The following is a 20,793-nucleotide window of genomic DNA, read 5'->3' on the forward strand; positions in this document are numbered from 1 at the left end:
GACTTTTTGTGAACATTCGCCGAGTCCAGCCGGGTGACGGCCGGGGACGGTCATGTCCCGCCCAAGAGCCTCCCGGCGCCCGCCGGGAGGAACCCGCGGCGGCCCCCGGGATCCGGTCGCGGACCGCCCGCGGCGGACGGCCCGGCGGCCGCACGCGACGCCCGCGGCGCCGGCGCGGGCCCGGTGTCACGATCCGGCCGCGGCCCCGGTCGCCTCGCCCGCTTCCCGCGGCTGGCGCCGGGTGGAGCGCGCCCGGTTGCCGCAGCCGAGGGAGCACCATGCCTGATCACGGCGTCTGGCCAGGAAGAACATGCCGCAGCTGGGGGCGGGGCAGCGTCGTATCCGCTGCCGGTCCGGACCCGCCGTCAGGATGAGCGTGTCGCGGGCGATGGCGGCGCCGGCGGCGGCGTTCTGCTCCCGCTGTTCGAGCAGCCCGTCGCCGGTCACCTGGAAGATGACGGGAGCCGCGGAGGCGAGTTCGTTCAGGCCGGTCCGCAGGCCGTCGTCGAACGGGTGCCGCCTGGCCGCCGCGTCCAGTGCGCCGCGGACCAACCCGCGTAGCCGACGCAGCTCGTCCAGGGGGAGGGCGGCCAGTCCGCGGTCGGTGCGAGCACGCCATCGCCCGGTGAGTTCCCGATCGGCGAAGAAGTCGATGTCACTGCGGGCCGGGCCCGCGCCGACGACGACCGTGTTGGCCAGATCGAGGACCGGGTCCTCGCCGATCCACGGCATCTCCTGCAGATCCCGGATGTCAGGTTCGACACCGACGACCCCGCCGCCCTCACCGCCCACCGGGAACAGCTCGTCGAGCTGCTCAGGGAGCGCTACGGCGACGGATTCCAGGGCGCCCACCTCGCCCGCTTCGACGACGGCACCGTCATGGACCTCATCATCTGGTCGTCCGCCGCCGTCGCCGCGCGCGCGGCCGAGGAGATGCCGGGCGATCCCCGCGCGCAGGGCTTCTTCAGCCGGATCGGCACCGTGCACGAGATGCGGCACGCCGAGGTCCTGCACACCGCATAGCCCCTCCGGGAGGCACATCGGATATCCCCCCCGGGAGGCACACCGCACGGCCCGTGAGAGGACGGTGCCGCGCTCCCGGCGGGTGGCGACGCGGCCGGCACCGTCGCCGGCCCCGCCCATCGCCTCACACGGACCGGCCCCGCAGCACCATGCGGCCATCCGGCCGCTCAGGGCCTGGCCGGCGGATGGCGGCCGTCCTAGGCATGCCGGGGGTATGGCGGTCGTCCTAGGCATGCCGGGGGTTCCGCAGATGCCTTAGGCGCGGCCCGCGCCGGACCGGTGCCCGGAGATAGGGCATCCGTCCGATGCGGCACCGGGGGCCTTAGACCGAACCTTGAGTGTGTAAGGGAATCGCACCGCTTCAAGGAGGAGCCCGACATGGGTCCCGAGCTTCACTTCCAGGTAATGGTCAACCGCAACGCCGAGCTCCGCGAGGAGGCGGCCCAGCACCGTCTCGCGCGTGAGGCCGAGGCCGTCCGCAAGAGCCGCTCCGAGGGGGCGCGCCGCCGCGGGCTGCGGTTCTTCGGCAAGACCCTCGCCGCATGACGCCCGCACGAGAGCCCGGCCGCACGCCCCAGCCCGGCCGGGCTCCTCAGCCTCCGTAGGACCCCCGGCCGGGCCTGTGCGGACCTCCCCGGCCGGGCCTGTGCGGACCTCCCGATAAAGGGAGGAATCAACATGGAAGACATGGAATGCTGGAAACCATGATGGGTCGGGCGGTGAGCCCCGTCTTCGTGGGGCGGAAGAGGGAGCTCGCGGAGCTGGCCGAGGCGTTCACCCAGGCGCGCAAGAAGGCCGCGGCCGCCGTGCTGCTCGGCGGCGAGGCCGGGGTCGGCAAGAGCCGCCTGGTCACCTGCTTCGCCGAGCGGGCCGCCCTCGACGGCGCGCTCGTGCTGGCCGGCGGCTGCGTGGAGCTGTCCGCCGAGGGCCTCGCCTACGCGCCCTTCACCGCGGCGCTGCGCCAGCTGGTCCGCGAGCGGGGCGCCGAGGAGGTGTCGGCGCTGCTGCCGGAGGGCGCGGCCCGCGACCTGGCCCGGCTGCTGCCCGAGTTCGGCGAGCCCGGCGGCGACACCGAGAGCGAGACCGCCCGTGCCCGCCTCTTCGAGCAGATCCTGACCCTGCTGGAGCGCCTGGCCGAGCAGCGCCCGATCGTCCTGGTCATCGAGGACATCCACTGGGCCGACCGGTCCAGCCGCGATCTGATCGCCTTCCTCAGCCGCAATCTGCGCTCCGCACCGGTGCTCATGGTCCTCACCTACCGCTCCGACGACCTGCACCGCCAGCACCCGCTCCGGCCGGTCCTCGCCGAGCTGGGCCGGGTGGACGGGGTCATGCGGATGGACCTGCCCCGGCTCACCCAGGACGAGGTGGCCGCGCAGATGGCCGGCATCCTCGGCCGGACCCCGGAGTTCGCCCGGGTCACGGAGGTCCACCGGCGCAGCGAGGGCATCCCGCTCTTCGTCGAGGCCCTCATGGAGTGCGCCGACGGCGACTGCGCCCTCCCCGACTCCCTGCACGACCTGATCATCGGCTCGGTCGAGCAGCTGCCCGACGAGACCCAGCGGGTGCTCCGGGTGGCCGCCGCGGGCGGCATCCGGGTCGGCCATGATCTGCTCGCCGCCGTCACCGGCCTGTCCGGCGTGGAGCTGGAGGACGCCATCCGGCCCGCCGTCGCGGCCAACGTGGTCCAGGTCGCCGACGGCCGCGCCTACGCCTTCCGGCACGCCCTGATCCGCGAGGCCGTCCACGACGAGCTCCTGCCCGGCGAGCACGTGCGGCTGCACGCCCGCTTCGCCGAGGAGATCGGGCGCGACCGCACGCTGGTCCCGCCCGGCCGGGCCGCCATCGAGATCGCCCACCACTGGTACTCCGCCCGCGACGACGTGTGGGCCCTCGTCTCGGCCTGGGAGGCCGCGCAGGAGGCCGCCCGGACCTTCGCCTACAACGAGAAGGTGCAGCTGCTGGAGCGGGTGCTCACGCTGTGGGGCAAGGTGCCCGACGCCGCCGACCGGATCGGCGCCGACCACACCACGGTGCTGGAGCAGGCCTCGGAGGCCGCGCACGCCTGCGGCGAGTACGACCGCGGCGTGAAGTTCACCAAGGCGGCCCTCGCCGAGCTGGACGAGGCGGCCGAGCCGGAGCGGGTCGCCGAGCTGGTCGTACGGCTCTCGCAGTTGAAGCTGGGCAAGCGGCGCCCCGGGGCGCTCGACGACCTGCGCTACGCCGAGCGGCTGGCGCCCGCCGGGAGCCTGGCCCGCGCCCACGTGCTGGCCAGGCTCGGCTCCTACCTGATCTTCCGCAACGAGGTGGACGAGGGGACGGCGCTCACCGAGGAGGCCCTGGCCATCGCCCGCGCCCACGGCGACGAGTGCCTGGAGGCCGACCTGCTGCTCAACCTCGGGGTGGGCCACTCGACCGCCGGCCGCTCCCCGCTCATGCTGGAGGCCAACGAGATCGCGCTGGAGATCGGCAGGCGGCTGCGCTCCGGCCGGATCGTGCTGCGCGCCCTGGCCAACACCGTGGACGCGCTGAACAACCTGGGCCGCTCGGCCGAGGCCGTCGAGCTGGCGCTGGAGGGCGAGCGGCTGGCCAAGGAGTACGGCCGGCACCGCACCCAGGGCGCCTTCATCGCCGGCAACCGCGCCGAGGCGCTGGAGGCGCTGGGCCGCTTCGACGAGGCCGCCGAGGTGACCGAGCGGGAGCTGGCCAAGGACCCCTCCACCCGCGACCGGCACCACCTGAGCCGGACCCGCGCGGAGGTCGCCGCCGCGCGCGGTGAGACCGAGGTGCTCAGGTCCGTTCTGGCGATGTTCGGTCCCCGCCCCGAGCAGGAGGAGTTCACCCAGGAGGCGGTCGCCAACACCTGCCTCGCCATCCGGCTCCACCTGCTGGAGGGCGCGCCGGAGGCCGCGCTGGAGGCGGCCGGGCGGATGACGCTGGAGGCGCGCGTCCTGAACAAGCCCGAGCTGGGCTGGCGGCTGGTCGCCCAGATCGCCGAGGCGTGCGAGGCCGCCGCCCCGGTCGCCCCGGAGCGGGCCGCGGCGCTGCGCCGCCTGGCCGAGGAGTCCGTCGCCGCGATGACCGCGGACGGCCCGGTCGCCGAGGCCTACCGGCTCTGCTTCGACGGCGACCACGACGCCGCGGCCGCCGCCTGGGACCGGCTCGACCGCCCCTTCCGCCGGGCCGCGGCGCTGCTGCGGGCGGCCCGTACCGCGGCCGCCTCGGGCGACCGCGAGGGCGCCGCCGTACGGCTGCGCACGGCCCACCCGGTCGCGGTGGCGCTGGGCGCCCGGCCCCTGGTCGCCGAGATCGAGGCCCTGGCCCGCCGGATCGGCGCGGCGCTCACCCGGGACGCGCCGGAGGGGGCCCGGCAGGAGGGTGCCGCGGCCGGCGCCGCGGGCGGCACCCCGGCCGGCGTTCCGGCGCTCACCCCGCGCGAGCAGGAGGTGCTCCGCCTCGTCGCCCTGGGACGCTCGAACCGGGACATCGCCGCCGAGCTGTTCATCTCGGCCAAGACGGTGAGCGTGCACGTCTCGAACATCCTGGCCAAGCTCGGCGTCTCCACCCGCGGCGAGGCCGCCGCGGCCGCCCACCGCCTCGCCCTGATCACCGCCTCGCCCTGACCGGCCGCGCCCCGGGAGCTCCGATCCGGCGGCCCGGTCCTGCGCCGGAGCCTCGCCCCGCAACCTCCTGAGCACGCCCTTCTGGGGCACGCCCGGCCCTCCTGAGCACGCCCTCCTGAGCGCGCCGCTTCCTCCGGATGGGGCCCGCAGCCGGTCAGGCGAGCACCGGCTCGGCGATCAGCAGCACGCCGAAGACCCCGAACGCGGCTGCGGCGCCGTACCGGACGACCTTCTCCGGCAGATTCTTGCCGAGCAGGAGGCCGACCGCGATGGCCAGCGCGTCGGCGGCGACCATGCCGACCGTCGAGCCGATCCAGGTGCCCACCCAGTCGTGCTGGGTGGCCAGCGTGATGGTGGCGAGCATGGTCTTGTCGCCCAGCTCGGCCAGGAAGAAGGCCACGGTCACCGCGATGAGCGCCGAGCGGGTGGTGCGCTTGGCCTTGCCCGCCTCCTCCTCGGTCAGCTCGTCCCCGCGCAGCGTCCACAGCGCGAAGCCGAGGAACGCGATGCCCGCCACGACCGTGATGGCGGTGGTGGGGAGGAAGTCACCGACCAGGCCGCCCAGGCCGACGCTGACGAGGTGGACCACCGTGGTGGCCAGGGTGATGCCGGCCAGGACCGGCCACGGCTTGAACCGGGTGGCGAAGGTCATCGCCATGAGCTGGCTCTTGTCGCCGAGCTCGGCGACGAAGATCACAGCGAGACTGATCCAGAACGCTTCCAACGGGGTCGCCCTTCACGCGCATGCGACCGGGCCGGAAGGGGGCACCCGGGGAGTCTCGGGCACGTCTTCGGCCCGGCGGCATGAATGTCGATATGCCTGCCAGGCCGAAGGTCTCGTCCGCCTGCGGATGCCAGGCCCGCGTGACCGGGCGCCGGAGCGCCAGTGTGTCGATCACGCGATTGGGACTACTCCCCTTCGGGTGTTTCCACTCGACCCTAACATCCCGGACCCGCTGTCCATTCCCACCCGTGCACGGGCCGGGAGGGCCGCTGTCCATTCCCCACCGGCGCACGGCCCGGGAGGGCCGCCCGCGCGAGACGGACGGATGCGGCGGGCGCACGCCCGGGAGCGGGTCAGAGGCGGGCGCCGATCAGCACGGGCTCGTTGACCAGCGTCACGCCGAACTTCTCGCGCACCCCGTCCCGGACCTCCCTGGCCAGGTCGAGGAGGTCCTCCGTACGCGCCGCCAGCTCCGGGTTGGTCAGCGCGAGGGTGTGCTTGGTGGAGATCCGGGCCGGACCGCGCCGGTAGCCCCTGGGGAAACCGGCGTTCTCGATCAGCCAGGCGGCCGGCACCTTCACCGCCCCGCCGGGCATGTCCCAGCGTGGGAAGCCGGGGGCGCGCAGCTCCAGCTCGGCCGCCTCCTGCCCGGTCAGGACCGGGTTGGTGAAGAACGAGCCCGCGCTGCGGGTGTCCGGGTCGGCGGGGTCGAGGACCATGCCCTTGCCCGCGCGCAGCCCCAGCACCGCCTGCCTGGCCTCGGCGAGCGGGACCCGCTCGCCGAGCTCGACGCCCAGCCGCAGCGCCAGCTCGCGGTAGGCGACCGGGCCGGACAGCCCGCCGTCCCGGGGCAGGGCGTAGGTGACCGCGAGGACGACGTACCGCCCGGGCTCCCGCTTGAAGACGCTGTGCCGGTAGGCGAAGGCGCACTCGGCGGCGGTCAGGTCGCGCACCCGTCCGGCCGGGCGGTCGTAGACCCGGACGGCGGTGATCGTCTGCGAGACGTCCTGCCCGTAGGCGCCGACGTTCTGGATCGGCGTGGAGCCGACCTGCCCGGGGATGCCCGCCAGGCATTCGATCCCGGAGCGTCCCTCCGCCACGGCCCGCTCCACCAGCGCGTCCCAGTCCTCCCCCGCCGCGGCGGTCACCAGGTCGCCGTCGGCCGCGACGCCGCGCGACGCGACGCGCACCACCAGCCCGTCGAAACCCTCGTCGGAGACGACCAGGTTGCTGCCGCCGCCGAGCACGAGCACCGGCTCGCCCGTCCGGTCCGCCTCGGCGACCAGCTCGACGAGCTCCTCGGCCGACCCCGCCTCCACGAACGCCCGCGCCGGCCCGCCCAGCCCCAACGTCGTGTACGGCGCCAGCCGTACCCCTGCAACCCGCTCAGCCATGCCTCATCCCCAGCAGACCCGACAAAATTCGCGACCAGCCTATGCGGCACCGGACGGTCCGGACACGGTCCGGACCGTCCCCGGGCGGGCGCGTCCCGGGACGGTCACGTACGGCGGGCCGCCGGGGCGCTCACGTCGCGGTGTCGCCGCGTCCCTGGTCCGGGGAGCCCGCGGGGTCCTCGTCCTGGCCCCGCGGCATGGCCTCGTCCAGCCGCGACACCGACAGGCTGCCGTCCCACAGCCGCTGCGAGGCGACCATGCGCTCGGCGTTGCCCTCCAGCTCGTTGCCGCCCTCCCGGCCGACGAGCTCGGCACCCTCGGGCGGCTGCTCCGGGTACGCCTCCTCGTCCGCGATCAGCTTGGCGCCGGGCGGGTCCACCCGCTCGGGCTCACCGGTCCGCCGCGCGGCCTCGGACACCTCTTCGACCGGCCGGTCGTGGACCCGCTCCCCGGCCCTCGTCTCGGCCCGTTCACTGACCTGGCGTGGTGTTTCGTTCATGCCGGACGCCTACCCACGGGCCCGGGGAAGATGCTCCTCCCCGGGCGGCCGGGCCACCGGGCGTGCGGGCCGTCCCGGGCTCGGCGGAGACCCGGGAGAAGCGGCGGCTCAGGAGAGCTGGACCACCGCGCGGGCCTTGGACAGGACCCGGGAGCCGTCGCAGGTGGCGGTCAGGGCGACCACCACGCGCTTGTCCTCGAGCTTGTCCTCGATGCGGCCGCTCACCGTGATGACGGCGCCCCTGTCGTCGTCCGGGACGACCACCATGGAGGAGAAGCGCACGCCGTAGTCGACGACCGCGGCCGGATCGCCGGCCCAGTCGGTGACGAAGCGCCCGCCCTGCGCCATGGTGAACATGCCGTGCGCGATCACGTCGGGCAGGCCGACGGTCTTGGCGAACCGCTCGTTCCAGTGGATGGGGTTGAAGTCGCCCGAGGCCCCGGCGTACATCACCAGGTCGACCCGGCGCACCGGGTAGTCCGCGGCCGGGATCTCCTGGCCGACCTCGACGTCGTCGTACTTCACCGTCGCGGCCATCAGCCGGCACCTCCACGCTCGACGATGGTGTTGTAGGTCGTGCAGACGGGCTCGCCCTCGACGGTCGTGACGTCGCTCCGCACGGTGATGAACTCGTTGCGGCCCACACTGCGGATGTCGGTCACGGTCGAGACGCTGACCAGCTCGTCACCGGCGTAGATCGGCCGCTGGTACTGGAAGCGCTGCTCGCCGTGGACGACCATCGCGAAGTTCAGGCCGAGGTCGGGGTCGGCCAGGATCGACCCTCCCGCCAGGCTGAACACGATGGGGAAAGTGGGCGGAGCCACCACGTCCGGGTGCCCGGCCGCCCGCGCGGCCTCCCTGTCCCGGTAGATCGGGTTGCCGTCGCCGATCGCCGCCGCGAACTCTCTGATCTTCACTCGGCTGACCTCGTAGGGCGCGGAGGGCGCGGAGGCCCGCCCGACGAAATCACGGTTCAGAGCCATCGTGCTCCTTTACGGAATTCGGGCTGGTGAGGCCGACATTAACTGAACAGGGTCCGGGAGAAGGGTCCCGTCCCGCTCACCAGGAGAACCGTAGCCCGGCCGGGGGCCGATCCGGGTGCGGAGCGTGGTCAACACCGATCCAGAAAACCTGTACGTATACGACAAAGGCCCGCACATGCGACAAGGCCGGCGCCCTCGGAGAGGGCGCCGGCCTTGTCGACGACTGTGTGAGTGCTACAGAAGTGCTCTTCTCCCGCCGCGAGACGGAAGGCTTCGCAGAGACTCAGCGGGTCTCGCGGTGCGCCTGGTGCGTCTTGCAGTTAGGGCAGTACTTCTTGAGCTCAAGCCGGTCCGGGTCGTTACGCCGGTTCTTCCGCGTGATGTAGTTGCGGTGCTTGCACTCCTGGCAGGCCAGCGTGATCTTCGGCCTAACGTCGGTGGCAGCCACGTGGGAGTGCCTTTCTACGTTCGGGACAGGGACGACCCACGCCGGAGCCCCTTCTGAGGAAGGGGGTCCGGGAGGGTAGTAGCGGAGGCCGGACTTGAACCGGCGACACAACGATTATGAGCCGTTTGCTCTGCCTGACTGAGCTACTCCGCCTTGGGGCCGACGGGATCGGCCGCCCTCGCAAGGATACCCGATTCGCGGAGCGACCGCGCACCTGTGCAGGTCGGGACCGTTACCGGGGGTTTGCCCCGATATGCCCGCCTCCGCGCCGGGAACCTTACGCTTTTCCGGGTGGCCTCGACCAGGTCCACCCAAGCCAAAAGCCCCAACCGAAAGGCCAGGGCGTCAGGCTGTGGAGCCCCCAAACGGAATCGAACCGTTGACCTTCTCCTTACCATGGAGACGCTCTGCCGACTGAGCTATAGGGGCCTGTCTGCTTCGCTCTCGCGCTGCGGACAGGTGTAACCATACACGCCTGACGGGCACGATGCGAAATCAGAACCCGGAGCCGGGCAGACTGGTCCTCCAGTGTCCGACCGAGGGGAGACAGTCCGGTGCACGAGCAGCGCAGGCAGGCGATCCGGGCGCTCGACGAGAGCGACCGCCCCCACCTGTACTGGCACGGGGTGGACGGCGACGGCCACGTGTGGCTGTTCGAGACCGTCATCGACGACGGCGGCGAATACTGGCCGGTCCGGCACGCCGAGCTCGGCTCCGACGGGGTCGCCCGCCGCTACTCGTGGCGCCACCTGGAGGACGAGCACGGCTTCCTGGCCGAGGGCCCGCTCTACCCGGACGACTTCGGCCTGAACCGGCTGACCGCCGAGGAGTTCACCACCCTCTGGGAGGCGCTGAACCGCTGAGGGACCCGCCGCCCGCGCACGGCCGGCGCCCCCGCACCGTCCCCGCCCGCCCGCGCACGGCCGCCAACCGCACCACCGCCACCCGCGCCCGCGCACGGCCACCGGCCGCACCACCGCGGCCCGCGCCCGACCGGCAACCCCGACACGACCCACGGCCGCGCCACCGCGGCCACGAGAGAAGGCACCCATGCAGCACATCGAGTACGGCGCCTCCCCTGCGCTTCCGCCGGCCAACGGCTACAGCCACGTCGCGAGCGTCCCGCCGGGCAGCCGGATCGTCTGGACCTCCGGGCAGGTCCCGCTCACCGCGGACGGCGCGCCCGCCCCCGCCGGCGACTGGGAGGCCCAGACCCGCCTGGCCATGCAGAACGTCGGCACCGCGCTCGAAGCGGCCGGCGCCACCTGGGACGACGTCTTCAAGCTCACGATCTACGTCGTGGACACCTCGGCGCTGCCCGTGGTGCGGGCCGTACGCGACGAGTTCGTCAACGTGGAGCGGCCCCCGACCAGCTCTCTCGTCCAGGTCGCGGGCCTGTTCCGGCCCGACATCCTGATCGAGGTCGAGGCGGTCGCCGCCGTCCCCGCCTGAGACCCCGGGGGGCCACGCCACGAGGGCCCGAGATCGGCTGCGGACGGTCCCGGCGCGGTCGCCCGGGGCGTCTGCCCCCTCCGGCCGGTGGTCTACGCCGGCCGGGTGGATCAGCTCCAGCGGGTCGTGCGACTGCTCCACGACGTGCTGGGCCCCGGCCTCATCGGCGCCTACCTCCACGGCTCCTCCGTGCTCGGCGGCCTCAGAGCGGCCAGCGACCTGGACGTCCTCGCCGTCTCCCGGCGGTCCATGGACGACCGGGAGCGGAAGGCGCTCCTCGGAGGACTGTCCGAGGTCTCCGGCCTCACGGCCGGGACCCGTCCGGTCGAGCTCACCGTCGTCGTCCGGTCCGAGGTCCGCCCGTGGCGCTTCCCGCCGACCGGTGACTTCCTGTACGGCGAGTGGCTGCGCGCCGGGTTCCACGCCCACGGCCCCCTCAGCCGGAACCGATGCCGGACCTGGCCCTGCTGATCACGACGGTGCTGACCGGCGGCCGCGCCCTCACCGGTCCGCCTCCGGCACAGGTCCTGGACCCCGTCCCGCACGCGGACCCGGTCCGGGCGGGCGTGGCGGGCGTCCCCGGGCTCCTCGACGACCTGGAGGACGACACCCGCAACGTCGTGCTGACCCTCGCCCGCGTCTGGACGACGCTCGCCACCGGTGAGATCAGGCCGAAGGACGCCGCCGACTGGGCCCTCACCCGGCTGCCACCGGAGCACCGTCCCGTCCTGGAGCACGCCAGAGAGCTGTATCTCACCCGCCGGTACGCGGAGGGGGGCTGGAGCGACGAGCTGAGGGCACGCGTACGTCCGCACGCGGACGCGGTGCTCGCCGAGATCGACCGGCTGCCGCACCGCTGAGGCGCGCAGCCGCGCCGCGCCCCCGAGGCGGTCCGCCCACCGGCAGCGGGTTCTCTACGGCGTACCGGTGGTGGAGACGTGGCCGGTCGCGCGCAGCAGGCGGTGCGCGGCACGGGCGAGATAGCCGCCGAAGGCGTCGGGCCGCTCGACGGTGAACTCGACGCCGGCGAGGACGAGGACGGTGGCGAGCCACTCGTAGGAGTCGACCTCGGCGACGTACCGGCACCCGCCGCTGTCGAGGGGTTGCAGCGTCCCGTCGATGCGGTGGAGGCGTGCGGCGGCGTCGTGCGCGTCGGTGTGCAGGGTGAGCACGACCCGGTGGGCGGCCGGGCTCCGGAAACGTTCCCGGAGGTGGGCCACCAGGTCGTCCGCCGGCAGGGCGCGCGGCCGGAAGACGTCGCCGGTCGTGCGCGGACCGTCGATCCGGTCGAGCCGGAAGGCGCGCCAGTCGTGCCGGTCGAGGTCCCAGGCGAACAGGTACCAGCGCTGCCGCAGGCGCACGAGCCGGTGCGGTTCGACCGTGCGCCGCGCCGGTCCCCGCCCGCCCGCGCGGTCACCCGCGTCCTCGCCCACGCGGTCACCCGCGTGCTCGTCCGCACGCTCACCTGCGTGCTCGTCCGCGTGGTTCCCCACGTGGTCGAACACGACGCGGCGGTGCGCCGTGATGGCGGCGGCGAGCTCGCTGAGGATCGCCGGGCTCGGCTGGGGATGCCCGGTGGCGCCGATCTCGACGGCGGTGAGGATCTCGTCGGTCCGGCGGCGCAGCGGGGCGGGCAGGATGCGGCGCAGCTTGGTGGCGGCGCGCTCGGCGGCCTCGGTCGCGAAGTCCAGTCCGGCACCGCCGGCGGCGGCGAGCTTGAGACCGAGGACGGTGGCGACCGCCTCGTCGTCCTCGAGCATGAGCGGGGGCAGCGCGGCACCGGCGACGAGGCGGTAGTGGCCGCCCGGTCCGCGCGCGCTCTCCACCGGATAACCCAGGGCGCGCAGGTGCCCGATGTCCCGGCGGAGCGTGCGCGGGGTCGCGTCCATGGCGGAGGCGAGCTCCTCGGCGGACCACCGCCGGCCGGTCTGCAGCAGCGAGAGCAGCCGCAGCATCCGCTCCCTCGGCGCCGGCACGGTGCACCTCGTCTCCTGGTCGTCCCCGATCGCGGTCATCGGAGTTGTGGACATCATCTGTCCACAACCCATCGTAGCGTGGAGGCATGACGATCACAGAACCGTTCACCGCGGCCTCGGACCGGGAAGCGTGGATCACGGTCGAGGGCGCCCGGACCCACAACCTCCGCGACGTCTCGGTACGGGTGCCGAAACGCCGGCTCACCGTGTTCACCGGGGTGTCGGGCTCAGGCAAGTCGTCGCTGGTGTTCGACACGATCGCCGCCGAGGCGCAGCGGCTGGTCAACGACAGCTACCCGGCGTTCGTCCGCAACCGGCTCCCGCAGCATCCGCAGGCGGACGTGGACCGGCTCGACGGGCTGATGTTCACCACGGTCGTGGACCAGCGCCGGTTCACCGGAAACGCGCGGTCGACCGTCGCCACGGCCTGCGACCTCGCCCCGCTGCTGCGGCTGGTGTTCTCCCGCGCCGGCAGGCCCTCGGCGGGGTTCACCCCGGCGTACTCGTTCAACGACCCGGAGGGCATGTGCCCGCGGTGCGAGGGGCTCGGCGTCGTGGACGACATCGACCTCGACCTCCTCCTCGACCGGTCGCGGAGCCTGCGCGAGGGCGCGATCAGGTTCCCCGCCTTCGCCCCCGGGACCTACCGGTGGAAGCGGCTCGTCCACGCCCGGGTCGCCGACCCGGACGTCCCGCTGTCCGAACTCCCCCCGTCCGAGCTGGACACCGTGCTCCACGCCGAAGGGCTGCGGCTGACGGACCCCGATCCCGAGTACCCCAAGTCCGCCGTCTTCGACGGCGTCGTCCCCCGCCTGCGCCGGTCCTACCTGCGCCGCACCCCGTCGCGGCTCACCGAGGACGAACGGGACGCCCTCGCCCGGGTCGTGACACGGCGCACCTGCCCCGGCTGCGCCGGGACGCGGCTCAACGACCGGGCCCGCGCGAGCCTGATCGACGGCCGGTCGATCGCCGACTGGTACGCCCTGCCGGTCGGCGAACTGCGGCACGTCGCCGGAGCGGTGACCGACCCCGCCGTCGCCCCGCTCATCGCGGCCGTCCGCGACCGCCTCGACGCACTCGACGCGGTGGGGCTCGGCTACCTCAGCCTCGACCGCGACTCCAGCACCCTCTCCGGCGGCGAGGCCCAGCGCGTGAAGATCGTCCGGCACCTCGGCAGCGCGCTCAGCGACGTCTGCTACGTCTTCGACGAGCCCAGCGCGGGACTCCACCCGCACGACGTGCACCGCCTGCTCGGCCTGCTCGCCCGGCTCCGCGACGCGGCCAACACCGTCCTCGTCGTCGAGCACCACCCGGCCGTCGTCACCGCCGCCGACCACGTCGTCGACCTCGGGCCCGCGGCCGGGGCCGACGGCGGCACCGTGCTGTTCGAAGGCCCCCCCGACGGCCTGCGGGACGCCGACACCGAGACCGGCCGGGTGCTCCGCGCCCCGGTCCGGCTCCGCCGGCGTCCCCGGACCCCGAGCGGGTCGGTGACGATCGCCCACGCGGACGCGCACAACCTCCGCGACGTCACCGTCGAGGTCCCCCTCGGGGTGCTCACCGCCGTGACCGGCGTCGCGGGATCGGGCAAGAGCACCTTGTTCGCGCACGTGCTGCCGCGGCAGCATCCGGACTTCACCGTCATCGGCCAGGCACCCCTGCGCGGGGGCGCCAGGTCCACGCCGGTCACCGTACTCGGCGTCGCCGACGCGATCCGCGACGCCTTCAGCCGGGACACCGGCCTGCACCCGTCGTGGTTCAGCCCCAACGGCCGCGGCGCGTGCCCGGTCTGCAAGGGCAGGGGCGTCATCACCACCGACCTCGCCTTCCTCGACGACGTGCAGACCAGTTGCGACGCCTGCGGCGGCGCCAGGTTCAACCCCACGGCACTGGCCGCGGCCCTGCGCGGCCGCACCATCGCGGACGTCCTCGCCATGAGCCCCGCCGAGGCCGCGGCGCTCTTCGCGGACCAGCCCGACACCGCCCGCCGCCTGCGCTGGCTGGACCGCGTCGGGCTCGGATACCTGTCGATCGGGCAGAGCCTCGACACCCTCTCCGGCGGGGAACGGCAACGCCTCCGGCTCGCCCGGCACCTCGGGGACATCGGAGAGGCCGGCGGCGCCCGCGGCCGGCGGATCGTCCTCGACGAACCCACCGCGGGCCTGCACGGGACCGACGTCGACCGCCTCCTCGCCCTCTTCGACGATCTCGTCGAGGACGGCGCCACGATCATCGCCATCGAGCACGACCAGCGCGTCATCGCCCGGGCGGACCACGTCATCGACATCGGCCCGGGCGCCGGCCTGCACGGCGGCACCGTCGTGTTCCAAGGCCCCCCTCACGCGCTCGCCGACTACCCGGCCTCGGTGACCGGCCGCTACCTCCGCGAGGCGGCCCGGGCCATCGGACGACCGGTGCTCCGGCACGCGGGCTGACGCGGTGCGGCCGAATAGGCTGGGAACGGTCGCCGGTCGAGGTCAGGGCGGGGAGGCATCTGTTCGACTCAGATGAGGACACTCGCTCTGGCCGCTCTCGTGCTCGTCGCCGCAGGACTCGCGTGTTCTGCCCGGTGACCGCCGGCCGTACTCCGAATGCGGCCGGCGGCCGTCATCCGCCTGGCCGGTCACCCGGCGGCGGCCAGGCGGCGCCGGAGCTCCTCCTCTGAGACGTCCTCGACATGGGTCAGGAACACCCACATGTGGCCGGAGGGGTCCTTGAGGATGGCGGTGCGGTCACCGTGGAACATGTCCTTCGGCGGCTGCAGGATCTCGGCGCCGGCGGCCTGCGCGCGTTCCGCCAGAGCGTCGACGTCCGGCACGAAGACGTGCAGCGTGACGGACGTGCCTCCGCCGAGCGCGGCCGGAGCGGCGAAGGAGCCGGCCTCCGCCTCGTCCACGCTGGCGTCGCCCAGCATCAGGACCGACCGCCCGATGGTGATCTCGGCGTGCAGGATCCCACCGCCCGGAGCCTCGAGCCTGAAGTCCTCGCGGGCGCCGAACGCCCGCCGGTAGAAGTCGATCGCCGCGGCGGCGTCGTCGACCATGATGTGCGGGATCACGGCGTAGCGGTAGCGGTCGGGGATCTCGGTGTGAGCCGCGCGCTCGGTCATGGCGAACCTCCCTGGAAAGGCACCGCGGGCCGGTTCCCGCGCTCCTGGAAGGAACCTAGAAGCTCAAGTTTGGTTCAGGTCAACCGCCGGTACGGCTCCGCGGCCGAAGCGGCATCGGCGTTCCGTGACCTCGCCCTGGCGGGTCCGCAGGCCGGCGGCCCGCGGTCAGGCCCGGCCGCTCCATCCGGAACATGAGGGCGGCGCCCGTCCCCGCGGCTCGCCGGGCGGCCGTCAGGCGAAGCCGGACAGCCGTCAGGCGAAGGAGGCCAGCGCGATGCCCAGGCCCCGCTGGTTCTGGCCGGCGGCCTTGGCATCGGTGGAGTTCACCGAGTAGACCACGACCCTCGACAGGTCCCGCGTCGCGCCGGCGCCCGCCGAATAGCCGTAGCGGGCCCCGGTCTTGCCGTACGCGACCAGTCCGCCCGGCAGCACCATCTTCGACATGCCGGAGGTATAGGTGGCCGGCCGGTTGCCGCACTCGTCGAACATCGTCACGTCCGGCACCGTGAACATCGCCTCCAGCCGGGCCGGCGGCACGATCTCGCCCGAGAACAGCGCCGTGACGAACCTCTCCAGGTCGGCGGCGGTGGAGATGAGGACGCCCGAGGCCCAGGTCGAGGTGACGCTCGTCCTGGTCATGTCCACCACGTGCCCGTCGCCGTACGCGATGGCGTTCTCGGAGCCCGGCGGCTTCTCGAAGCCCGGCGGCACGGACTGGTAACCCCGGTGGTGCGGGCCCTTGATCCGTGTCGAGGTGCCGGGCAGGTAGCTGTCGCGCATGCCGACCGGACGCAGGATGCGGGTGGTGACTTCGTGCTCGTACGTCCCGCCCGTGATACGCGCCCGGCCACCGATCGACCCGGTCCTCGCCGACCTCGGTGCCTTCAACGTTCCTCGTACGGCCGTCGTCGCGCCCGAGCGACATCGGCGGTTCCCAGAAGGGCTGTGCTCCGAGCCGCGAAGGAACCTTCACCGGGGGAGGAGCTCCTCCGCCGATCCGGACCACCGGAAATCATCCCGCCTGCGTCCACACCCGACCCGCTACCTTGGTGAGGTGTCAGACGGCGAGCGTCACCTGTCAGCCCAGGAACAGGCCGTCGTCCTGGCGTTGCTCGCGCAGGACTTCCCCGGCGTGCGAGAACTTCGAGCCCAGGTCTCCTCGGCGGTCGTCGTCGGGCACTGCCGGTGCGGATGCGCGACCGTGGACCTCCGCCCGGGAGCCGGACCTCCCGCCCTCGACGCCCCCGTGCTGGACGGCGTTCTCGTCTCCGCCCACACGCGGACACGCGGTGACGGCGTGCTGCTCTTCGTCGAAGCCGGGCACCTCTCGTGCCTGGAGGTCCACGCCACCGAGGACGAGCCGGCCCCGCTCCCCCGCCCCGAGGACCTCATCGTGGAGCCTGTGGGTTCCTAGGCTCTGTCCCAGAAGCCGGTCCCACGGCGGTCCCCGCCGGCGGACGACCTCTCGTGACCCGCGCTCGCGGCTCGCGGCTCGCGGCGATCTGCCCGATGCGCGGCGGGCGGTGCTGGAAGCCCCGCTGCCGGAGGGGTGAAGTCCGGGCGTCCGATGGCGTGTCCCAGGCGCCGCCTGAACCGACTTCCGCGACAGAGCCTGCGCAGTCGCTGAGACGCCCGTGCCGAGCACCGCATCCCGGACGCGACCCGGCGGCCGTGGAGGGCCGGCCGCCCCGGACCCGGAGACCTCGGCGCGCATTCAGCACGGGCAACCGTGGGGCGTCACCCCCAGTCGGGTGCGAACGAAAGAGCCCCTGAGCGCATCTCTGCTGCTCAGGGGCTCTTCTCGCTGCTGGTGGCAGGTCCAGGGTTCGAACCTGGGTAGGCTGAGCCGACGGTTTTACAGGGCGTGACCGCTCCCGACGACACACCGTTCCTGACCTGCTGCAGGGTGGCTCCCTGCATCGGCAACGGCCTTGATCATTACACGCATATTGCACGCCTCCCCGCCATCCTGAACGGCGGTCAAGTGTCCTACGACTTCCGGACAGACCTGCGGTGTCGTCGTCCACCACCGGCACGCGAAGAGGCTGCTGCCCCACCGCGATCCACGAAGCAGAATCCGGGCTGTCGGGAAGAGTGCGATCTCGAACGCCAAGAAGCACATGAAAACGAATCTTGTCGCTGGCGGAGTCTATGCTTTCCGCCCATGAGTACCGATGAGGCTCCAGTCGTGCAGGTCAAGCAGCTGGATGTGGGCGTGGATTACTCCCAGGTCCATCTCATGGACAAGGGGTGCAGCCTGGGCGAGTTCCGTGATGTGCCGAGCCCTCCCGTGGGGATCATCCGAGTCGATACAGGCAGCGCTCTCCTAATTGTGGGTCCTCAGTGGGCAACGGTGGAGTTCACAGTGGCTGTCGCCGATCGTGATCCGGGTGCTGACCTCGATGGCTATGAAGACATCGTCGAGATCAGCTACGAGTCCCCATCAGGGCAGATCTCTCTGGAGGAGTGGGGAGGGGGAACAACACACACTCTTCCTCCGCTGCCCGCCGGCCCCGGAACATATCGCTTGCGATACCACGTCAGAGGAATGGACGAAGAAAATTGGGTTGAACCAGGCGATCACTACTTCTTGCAGATCTGGCCCGAGCCACCACGTGATCCCGTTGTGCTCAAATCTACGAGTTCATCCTTCCAGTATTGGCTGAACTCTGAATGATCTATGCAGGACGGTACAGAATAGAGCAAACTGCATTATCAACTTGGGAAGTCTCTAACGATCATGGCCCTGATCTGGGGAAATGCTGACCTGCGGGGAAGTGCTCCGGCTCGCCGCGATTCCCCGTGAGTCCCCTTGGTCACCCCCCTGACGGGCACGTCACGGGCACGACTGAAAGACTCTTCGGTATGAGCAAAGTCATCAGAGACATGCCGTTCCCCTTCCCAGGCGGCAGGTTCCCACCAGAGCTGGGAGCGGTCGTCCAGCGTACGGTCGTCAGTGGTGAACTCCCTGCGCTCATCGTGATCCACGATGATGAGAATGACTGGCTGATCGGTGACGGCATCACGGACGCGAGTGATCCGACGGCATCAATCATCAAGCACATCCACCATGTGGTTGAGATGGATCCGAGCGTGGAGGAGACCGCGACCTTGCCGTGCGGCTATGCCGCCCAGAGAGCATCGCAATCCGCACCGTGGGTCATCACGCCTTGGAGTTATCCCGACGAGGACACGTAACCAGTTTGGAAGCCTGCGGTGCGCGATCTGCTGACGTGCTGCGCTCCAGGTCAGAGCGGACAGCGCTCTCTCCGCCAGTCCCCGTGAGTCCCCTTGGTGCCCGTCCGTACTGGCACGCGAGTGGCACGGCCTAGCCTCCTGATCCGTAGGTCCCGAACGACGTCCAGGATCCTTCAGAGTCGTTCGCCCTGCTGCTCGTCGGGACTCCGACCGTTCGGATCCGTCCGGATCGGTTCGTGATCGTCCGTTCGGGTGGCTCCCAAATTGGCTCCCCGGATGCTGGTAGATCATCACCCGTCCGAAAGATCGCGTATCCGAATATCTCCGCTATCCGCATGTGGCAGGCTTGACAGGAATATGCCTTAGGTCTATCGCGTGCGGCAGATCCTCAATCGGCTGTGAGATTATCTTCGGCAATCTGTTTGATGTGCTGATTCCGGATCAGGATCAGCTTAGGCATGTAGTGACGGAGAACCAGAATTTCAGCGATCCTCCCAAGCGGACCGAGAGGCGCGGCGAATTCAACGACATCGCTCATTACCGTACCGTCGTTGCCGTAAGGTCGGAAATAGTGAGCGTGGTACCAGCGTTTGAAAGGTCCTGACGCCTGCTCATCGACGAAATACCCAGGGCGATCGTAAGCGCTGATCGTAGACGTCATCCGCCAACGGATACCGAAGTGTCGCGCCTGCCACGTAACGGTATCGCCCAGCTTCAAGTTGCCGGCGGTCACACCGCCGACCGCTATCTCGGAGGATCCCGCCATCGATGCTGTGTGAACGTCTACGTCCAGCGAGATGTCGAAGACTCGTTCCGGAGGAGCCATGACATGCGTGACAATCTCAAAGCTTGGCATGCGTCAAGCCTAAGACAACGCACTTCATGGGGACCTTCTGGGCTGCTTCCTGCCTCCCCGACAGATGCTGCACAGGAAACATAAACCGCATTAGCAGCTCGGCTCTCGGCCGTCCCGATCCGTTCCACCTGGACCAACACCGCTCTACGGTCCTCCTGGAACGGCCTGGGACGGCGGGGAACTGCAACTAAAACTGCAACTAGAGCAGGCGCGTGACCTGCGCGGACGCGCACGCCTCGCCCTCCGCGCATCCCGTATGCCGTCGACCCACCGCGAAGCGGCAGCGGGCCGACGACGGAGGCGCAAGCCCGTCTTCGCGTGTACCTTAGCCGGTCGCCATTCCTCGGCCATTGGACGCCAAGGGTCACAGACGGGCTTGAGCCGGAGGAGCCGGTCTGCTGGGCTCTGCCTGGGTCGATGGCAGGAGGGATGCGCGGCTCCCACCTCAGCCGCCTGCGGCCCGCGCTCTCGAGCTCGGCACCATCCCGGAGCCGGAGGCCCCCGCCGGAGGCGCTTTGGGTTGCGGTTCAGTGTCGGCTCCAGATGCGGTGGGTCTCGAGCGCGTCGGAGAGTTCCTGGGCCACTTCCGGTGAGCCGGCGGAGAAGAACGCGCGTTCCAGGATCGCCGCGGGTGCCGTTCCCCTGATCCACGTGTCCAGGAGCGTGTACCACTCGGCGCCGTGGCCCGTGCTGACGGTGAAGTCATGCATGAGCCATGCCATGTGACGGGCCGCCGTCTCGGTGGTGTTCGACTCCCACTCGGCCAGGTAGGGAGCCAGATCCAGCTCCAGGCTGTCGGCGATGATTTCGATCATCATCATCACGTCGACGTCGCGTGGATAGTGGTTCAGAGTGTGTCGCCACCAGGCGCCGATGGTGGCGATGAGAGCTTGCTGCTCTGGTTGTCGCCAACTTCTCCAACTGGCGCTGACCCGGCTCATCAGGGCCTCGGCGTGGAAGAAGCCGTCGAGTTCTTCGAGGATGAGCAGTTCGAGCAGCCGGGGCAGGAAGTGCTTGAACTCGTCAAGGTCACCCCAGGTGGACAAGGCGTGGCCGGCGTAGGGCCCCAACGCGGTTGCGGTGAGCATGCGGAGGGGTGCTGCGCGCGTCGCCCGAACCTGTTCGTCGGACACGCAGTGATCACACACCTCGGTCTTGACCGGCAACGGATACCGGGAGAAGGCCGCGTAGAGAGTGTCCAACGCGCGGTCGAGATCTGACGGCGTGCCCATGCCCGGATGCTATTGCGCGGCTACTGGGAAGCAGCAGTCAGTTTTCCGCTTCAGCGGAGCGGTTGCGCGTAGCCGTACGCAGCGCGGCAGCCGTCGCTGCGAGTATCGGCGGCCCGAGCTGCTGGCGGCCGGGACCGGCCCCCCAGGCCGCATGCCCGGCCGCCGAGCGGGCGTTGGGCCGCGAGGCGGCGCGCAGCGCCGCCACCTTGATCCACACAAGAACAATTCGGCAATGCACCCCGGCTGCTGTTCCTGCTCCCCGTGTACCTCGGCAAC

The 20,793-nt window shown here is 71.5% G+C and carries 23 protein-coding genes and 2 tRNA genes; 11 read left to right on the top strand and 14 right to left on the bottom strand.

Annotation, left to right across the window (positions count from 1 at the left end):
• Nucleotides 1-186: 186 nt before the first annotated feature.
• Entirely contained in the window at nt 187-852 is a 666-nt protein-coding gene (locus ABD823_RS18400) for an ABATE domain-containing protein (RefSeq protein ID WP_344861159.1), read from the bottom strand.
• A gap of 27 nt (nt 853-879) precedes the next feature.
• Between ABD823_RS18400 and ABD823_RS18405 the strand changes: the two genes are divergently transcribed.
• From ABD823_RS18405 to ABD823_RS18415, 3 genes are all read left to right on the top strand, one after another.
• Nucleotides 880-1,023, top strand: a complete 144-nt coding sequence (locus ABD823_RS18405; protein ID WP_344861161.1) for a hypothetical protein — start codon at nt 880-882, stop codon at nt 1,021-1,023.
• Nucleotides 1,024-1,401: 378 nt separating this feature from the next.
• Nucleotides 1,402-1,569, top strand: coding sequence for a hypothetical protein (locus ABD823_RS18410; RefSeq protein ID WP_344861163.1), 168 nt, complete (start codon nt 1,402-1,404; stop codon nt 1,567-1,569).
• Between the two features lie 146 nt (nt 1,570-1,715).
• The gene (locus tag ABD823_RS18415) at nt 1,716-4,646 is read left to right on the top strand and encodes a helix-turn-helix transcriptional regulator (protein WP_344861165.1); all 2,931 of its coding nucleotides are present in this window, start codon (nt 1,716-1,718) and stop codon (nt 4,644-4,646) included.
• A 154-nt stretch (nt 4,647-4,800) separates the two neighbouring features.
• On the opposite strand, the gene ABD823_RS18420 is transcribed toward ABD823_RS18415, so the two are convergent.
• The 8 genes from ABD823_RS18420 to ABD823_RS18455 all read right to left on the bottom strand — a co-directional run bounded on the left by ABD823_RS18420 (nt 4,801) and on the right by ABD823_RS18455 (nt 9,123).
• On the bottom strand, nt 4,801-5,370 hold the full coding sequence (locus ABD823_RS18420) for a TMEM165/GDT1 family protein (RefSeq protein WP_344861167.1): 570 nt from the start codon (nt 5,368-5,370) through the stop codon (nt 4,801-4,803).
• A gap of 353 nt (nt 5,371-5,723) precedes the next feature.
• On the bottom strand, nt 5,724-6,764 hold the full coding sequence (locus ABD823_RS18425) for a UDP-N-acetylmuramate dehydrogenase (RefSeq protein ID WP_344861169.1): 1,041 nt from the start codon (nt 6,762-6,764) through the stop codon (nt 5,724-5,726).
• Nucleotides 6,765-6,894: 130 nt separating this feature from the next.
• On the bottom strand, nt 6,895-7,263 hold the full coding sequence (locus ABD823_RS18430; RefSeq protein WP_344861171.1) for a hypothetical protein: 369 nt from the start codon (nt 7,261-7,263) through the stop codon (nt 6,895-6,897).
• 108 nt (nt 7,264-7,371) lie between these two features.
• Entirely contained in the window at nt 7,372-7,800 is a 429-nt protein-coding gene (locus ABD823_RS18435) for a MaoC family dehydratase (protein ID WP_344861173.1), read from the bottom strand.
• On the bottom strand, nt 7,800-8,246 hold the full coding sequence (locus tag ABD823_RS18440) for a MaoC family dehydratase N-terminal domain-containing protein (protein WP_344861175.1): 447 nt from the start codon (nt 8,244-8,246) through the stop codon (nt 7,800-7,802). Before ABD823_RS18440 ends, ABD823_RS18435 begins: the two co-directional genes overlap by 1 nt.
• A gap of 283 nt (nt 8,247-8,529) precedes the next feature.
• Nucleotides 8,530-8,694: a 50S ribosomal protein L33 gene (gene rpmG / locus ABD823_RS18445; protein WP_030921771.1), complete on the bottom strand. Its 165-nt coding sequence runs from the start codon at nt 8,692-8,694 to the stop codon at nt 8,530-8,532.
• Between the two features lie 79 nt (nt 8,695-8,773).
• A tRNA-Met gene (locus tag ABD823_RS18450) sits at nt 8,774-8,847 on the bottom strand.
• 200 nt (nt 8,848-9,047) lie between these two features.
• Nucleotides 9,048-9,123 (bottom strand) — tRNA-Thr (locus ABD823_RS18455).
• A 125-nt stretch (nt 9,124-9,248) separates the two neighbouring features.
• Here ABD823_RS18455 and ABD823_RS18460 point away from each other — a divergent pair.
• The 4 genes from ABD823_RS18460 to ABD823_RS18475 all read left to right on the top strand — a co-directional run bounded on the left by ABD823_RS18460 (nt 9,249) and on the right by ABD823_RS18475 (nt 11,006).
• Nucleotides 9,249-9,557 carry a hypothetical protein gene (locus ABD823_RS18460; protein ID WP_344861177.1) on the top strand — a complete coding sequence of 103 codons (309 nt, stop codon included), beginning with the start codon at nt 9,249-9,251 and terminating at the stop codon, nt 9,555-9,557.
• Nucleotides 9,558-9,744: 187 nt separating this feature from the next.
• A complete protein-coding gene (locus ABD823_RS18465; RefSeq protein ID WP_344861179.1) occupies nt 9,745-10,146 on the top strand; it encodes a RidA family protein in 402 nt (133 codons plus the stop codon).
• A 105-nt stretch (nt 10,147-10,251) separates the two neighbouring features.
• Complete coding sequence (locus tag ABD823_RS18470) at nt 10,252-10,617, top strand: hypothetical protein (protein WP_344861181.1); 366 nt, start codon at nt 10,252-10,254, stop codon at nt 10,615-10,617.
• Nucleotides 10,596-11,006 (top strand): DUF4111 domain-containing protein, encoded by a 411-nt coding sequence (locus ABD823_RS18475; RefSeq protein WP_344861183.1) that lies wholly within the window; start codon nt 10,596-10,598, stop codon nt 11,004-11,006. The genes ABD823_RS18470 and ABD823_RS18475 overlap by 22 nt, the downstream gene beginning before the upstream one ends.
• A 54-nt stretch (nt 11,007-11,060) precedes the next feature.
• On the opposite strand, the gene ABD823_RS18480 is transcribed toward ABD823_RS18475, so the two are convergent.
• On the bottom strand, nt 11,061-12,161 hold the full coding sequence (locus ABD823_RS18480) for a helix-turn-helix transcriptional regulator (protein ID WP_344861185.1): 1,101 nt from the start codon (nt 12,159-12,161) through the stop codon (nt 11,061-11,063).
• Between the two features lie 47 nt (nt 12,162-12,208).
• Between ABD823_RS18480 and ABD823_RS18485 the strand changes: the two genes are divergently transcribed.
• Nucleotides 12,209-14,557 (top strand): excinuclease ABC subunit UvrA, encoded by a 2,349-nt coding sequence (locus ABD823_RS18485; RefSeq protein ID WP_344861187.1) that lies wholly within the window; start codon nt 12,209-12,211, stop codon nt 14,555-14,557.
• A gap of 188 nt (nt 14,558-14,745) precedes the next feature.
• Here the strand turns inward: ABD823_RS18485 and ABD823_RS18490 are convergent, their stop codons facing one another.
• Both ABD823_RS18490 and ABD823_RS18495 read right to left on the bottom strand, forming a co-directional pair.
• A complete protein-coding gene (locus ABD823_RS18490) occupies nt 14,746-15,231 on the bottom strand; it encodes a VOC family protein (RefSeq protein WP_344861189.1) in 486 nt (161 codons plus the stop codon).
• A 252-nt stretch (nt 15,232-15,483) separates the two neighbouring features.
• Complete coding sequence (locus ABD823_RS18495; protein ID WP_344861191.1) at nt 15,484-16,119, bottom strand: serine hydrolase; 636 nt, start codon at nt 16,117-16,119, stop codon at nt 15,484-15,486.
• A 166-nt stretch (nt 16,120-16,285) separates the two neighbouring features.
• On the opposite strand from ABD823_RS18495, the gene ABD823_RS18500 reads away from it, so the two are divergent.
• The 3 genes from ABD823_RS18500 (at nt 16,286) to ABD823_RS18510 (ending at nt 18,429) form a co-directional block, all read left to right on the top strand.
• On the top strand, nt 16,286-16,645 hold the full coding sequence (locus ABD823_RS18500; RefSeq protein WP_344861193.1) for a hypothetical protein: 360 nt from the start codon (nt 16,286-16,288) through the stop codon (nt 16,643-16,645).
• Between the two features lie 750 nt (nt 16,646-17,395).
• Nucleotides 17,396-17,908, top strand: a complete 513-nt coding sequence (locus tag ABD823_RS18505; protein ID WP_344861195.1) for a hypothetical protein — start codon at nt 17,396-17,398, stop codon at nt 17,906-17,908.
• A 188-nt stretch (nt 17,909-18,096) separates the two neighbouring features.
• Complete coding sequence (locus ABD823_RS18510; RefSeq protein WP_344861197.1) at nt 18,097-18,429, top strand: hypothetical protein; 333 nt, start codon at nt 18,097-18,099, stop codon at nt 18,427-18,429.
• A gap of 388 nt (nt 18,430-18,817) precedes the next feature.
• On the opposite strand, the gene ABD823_RS18515 is transcribed toward ABD823_RS18510, so the two are convergent.
• Nucleotides 18,818-19,285 carry an SRPBCC family protein gene (locus ABD823_RS18515; protein WP_344861199.1) on the bottom strand — a complete coding sequence of 156 codons (468 nt, stop codon included), beginning with the start codon at nt 19,283-19,285 and terminating at the stop codon, nt 18,818-18,820.
• A gap of 527 nt (nt 19,286-19,812) precedes the next feature.
• Nucleotides 19,813-20,517 (bottom strand): hypothetical protein, encoded by a 705-nt coding sequence (locus tag ABD823_RS18520; protein WP_344861201.1) that lies wholly within the window; start codon nt 20,515-20,517, stop codon nt 19,813-19,815.
• Between the last annotated feature and the right edge of the window lie 276 nt (nt 20,518-20,793).

The sequence above is a fragment of the Planomonospora alba genome (genome assembly GCF_039534085.1).
In the GTDB taxonomy this organism is placed as follows: domain Bacteria; phylum Actinomycetota; class Actinomycetes; order Streptosporangiales; family Streptosporangiaceae; genus Planomonospora_B; species Planomonospora_B alba.

Coding starts and splice junctions, on each gene's coding strand:
- ABD823_RS18405 (WP_344861161.1), top strand. CDS start 880: ATGGACCTCATCATCTGGTCGTCCGCCGCCGTCGCCGCGCGCGCGGCC.
- ABD823_RS18410 (WP_344861163.1), top strand. CDS start 1,402: ATGGGTCCCGAGCTTCACTTCCAGGTAATGGTCAACCGCAACGCCGAG.
- ABD823_RS18415 (WP_344861165.1), top strand. CDS start 1,716: ATGCTGGAAACCATGATGGGTCGGGCGGTGAGCCCCGTCTTCGTGGGG.
- ABD823_RS18425 (WP_344861169.1), bottom strand. CDS start 6,764: ATGGCTGAGCGGGTTGCAGGGGTACGGCTGGCGCCGTACACGACGTTG.
- ABD823_RS18430 (WP_344861171.1), bottom strand. CDS start 7,263: ATGAACGAAACACCACGCCAGGTCAGTGAACGGGCCGAGACGAGGGCC.
- ABD823_RS18435 (WP_344861173.1), bottom strand. CDS start 7,800: ATGGCCGCGACGGTGAAGTACGACGACGTCGAGGTCGGCCAGGAGATC.
- ABD823_RS18440 (WP_344861175.1), bottom strand. CDS start 8,246: ATGGCTCTGAACCGTGATTTCGTCGGGCGGGCCTCCGCGCCCTCCGCG.
- ABD823_RS18465 (WP_344861179.1), top strand. CDS start 9,745: ATGCAGCACATCGAGTACGGCGCCTCCCCTGCGCTTCCGCCGGCCAAC.
- ABD823_RS18475 (WP_344861183.1), top strand. CDS start 10,596: ATGCCGGACCTGGCCCTGCTGATCACGACGGTGCTGACCGGCGGCCGC.
- ABD823_RS18480 (WP_344861185.1), bottom strand. CDS start 12,161: ATGACCGCGATCGGGGACGACCAGGAGACGAGGTGCACCGTGCCGGCG.
- ABD823_RS18485 (WP_344861187.1), top strand. CDS start 12,209: ATGACGATCACAGAACCGTTCACCGCGGCCTCGGACCGGGAAGCGTGG.
- ABD823_RS18490 (WP_344861189.1), bottom strand. CDS start 15,231: ATGACCGAGCGCGCGGCTCACACCGAGATCCCCGACCGCTACCGCTAC.
- ABD823_RS18505 (WP_344861195.1), top strand. CDS start 17,396: ATGAGTACCGATGAGGCTCCAGTCGTGCAGGTCAAGCAGCTGGATGTG.
- ABD823_RS18510 (WP_344861197.1), top strand. CDS start 18,097: ATGAGCAAAGTCATCAGAGACATGCCGTTCCCCTTCCCAGGCGGCAGG.
- ABD823_RS18515 (WP_344861199.1), bottom strand. CDS start 19,285: ATGCCAAGCTTTGAGATTGTCACGCATGTCATGGCTCCTCCGGAACGA.
- ABD823_RS18520 (WP_344861201.1), bottom strand. CDS start 20,517: ATGGGCACGCCGTCAGATCTCGACCGCGCGTTGGACACTCTCTACGCG.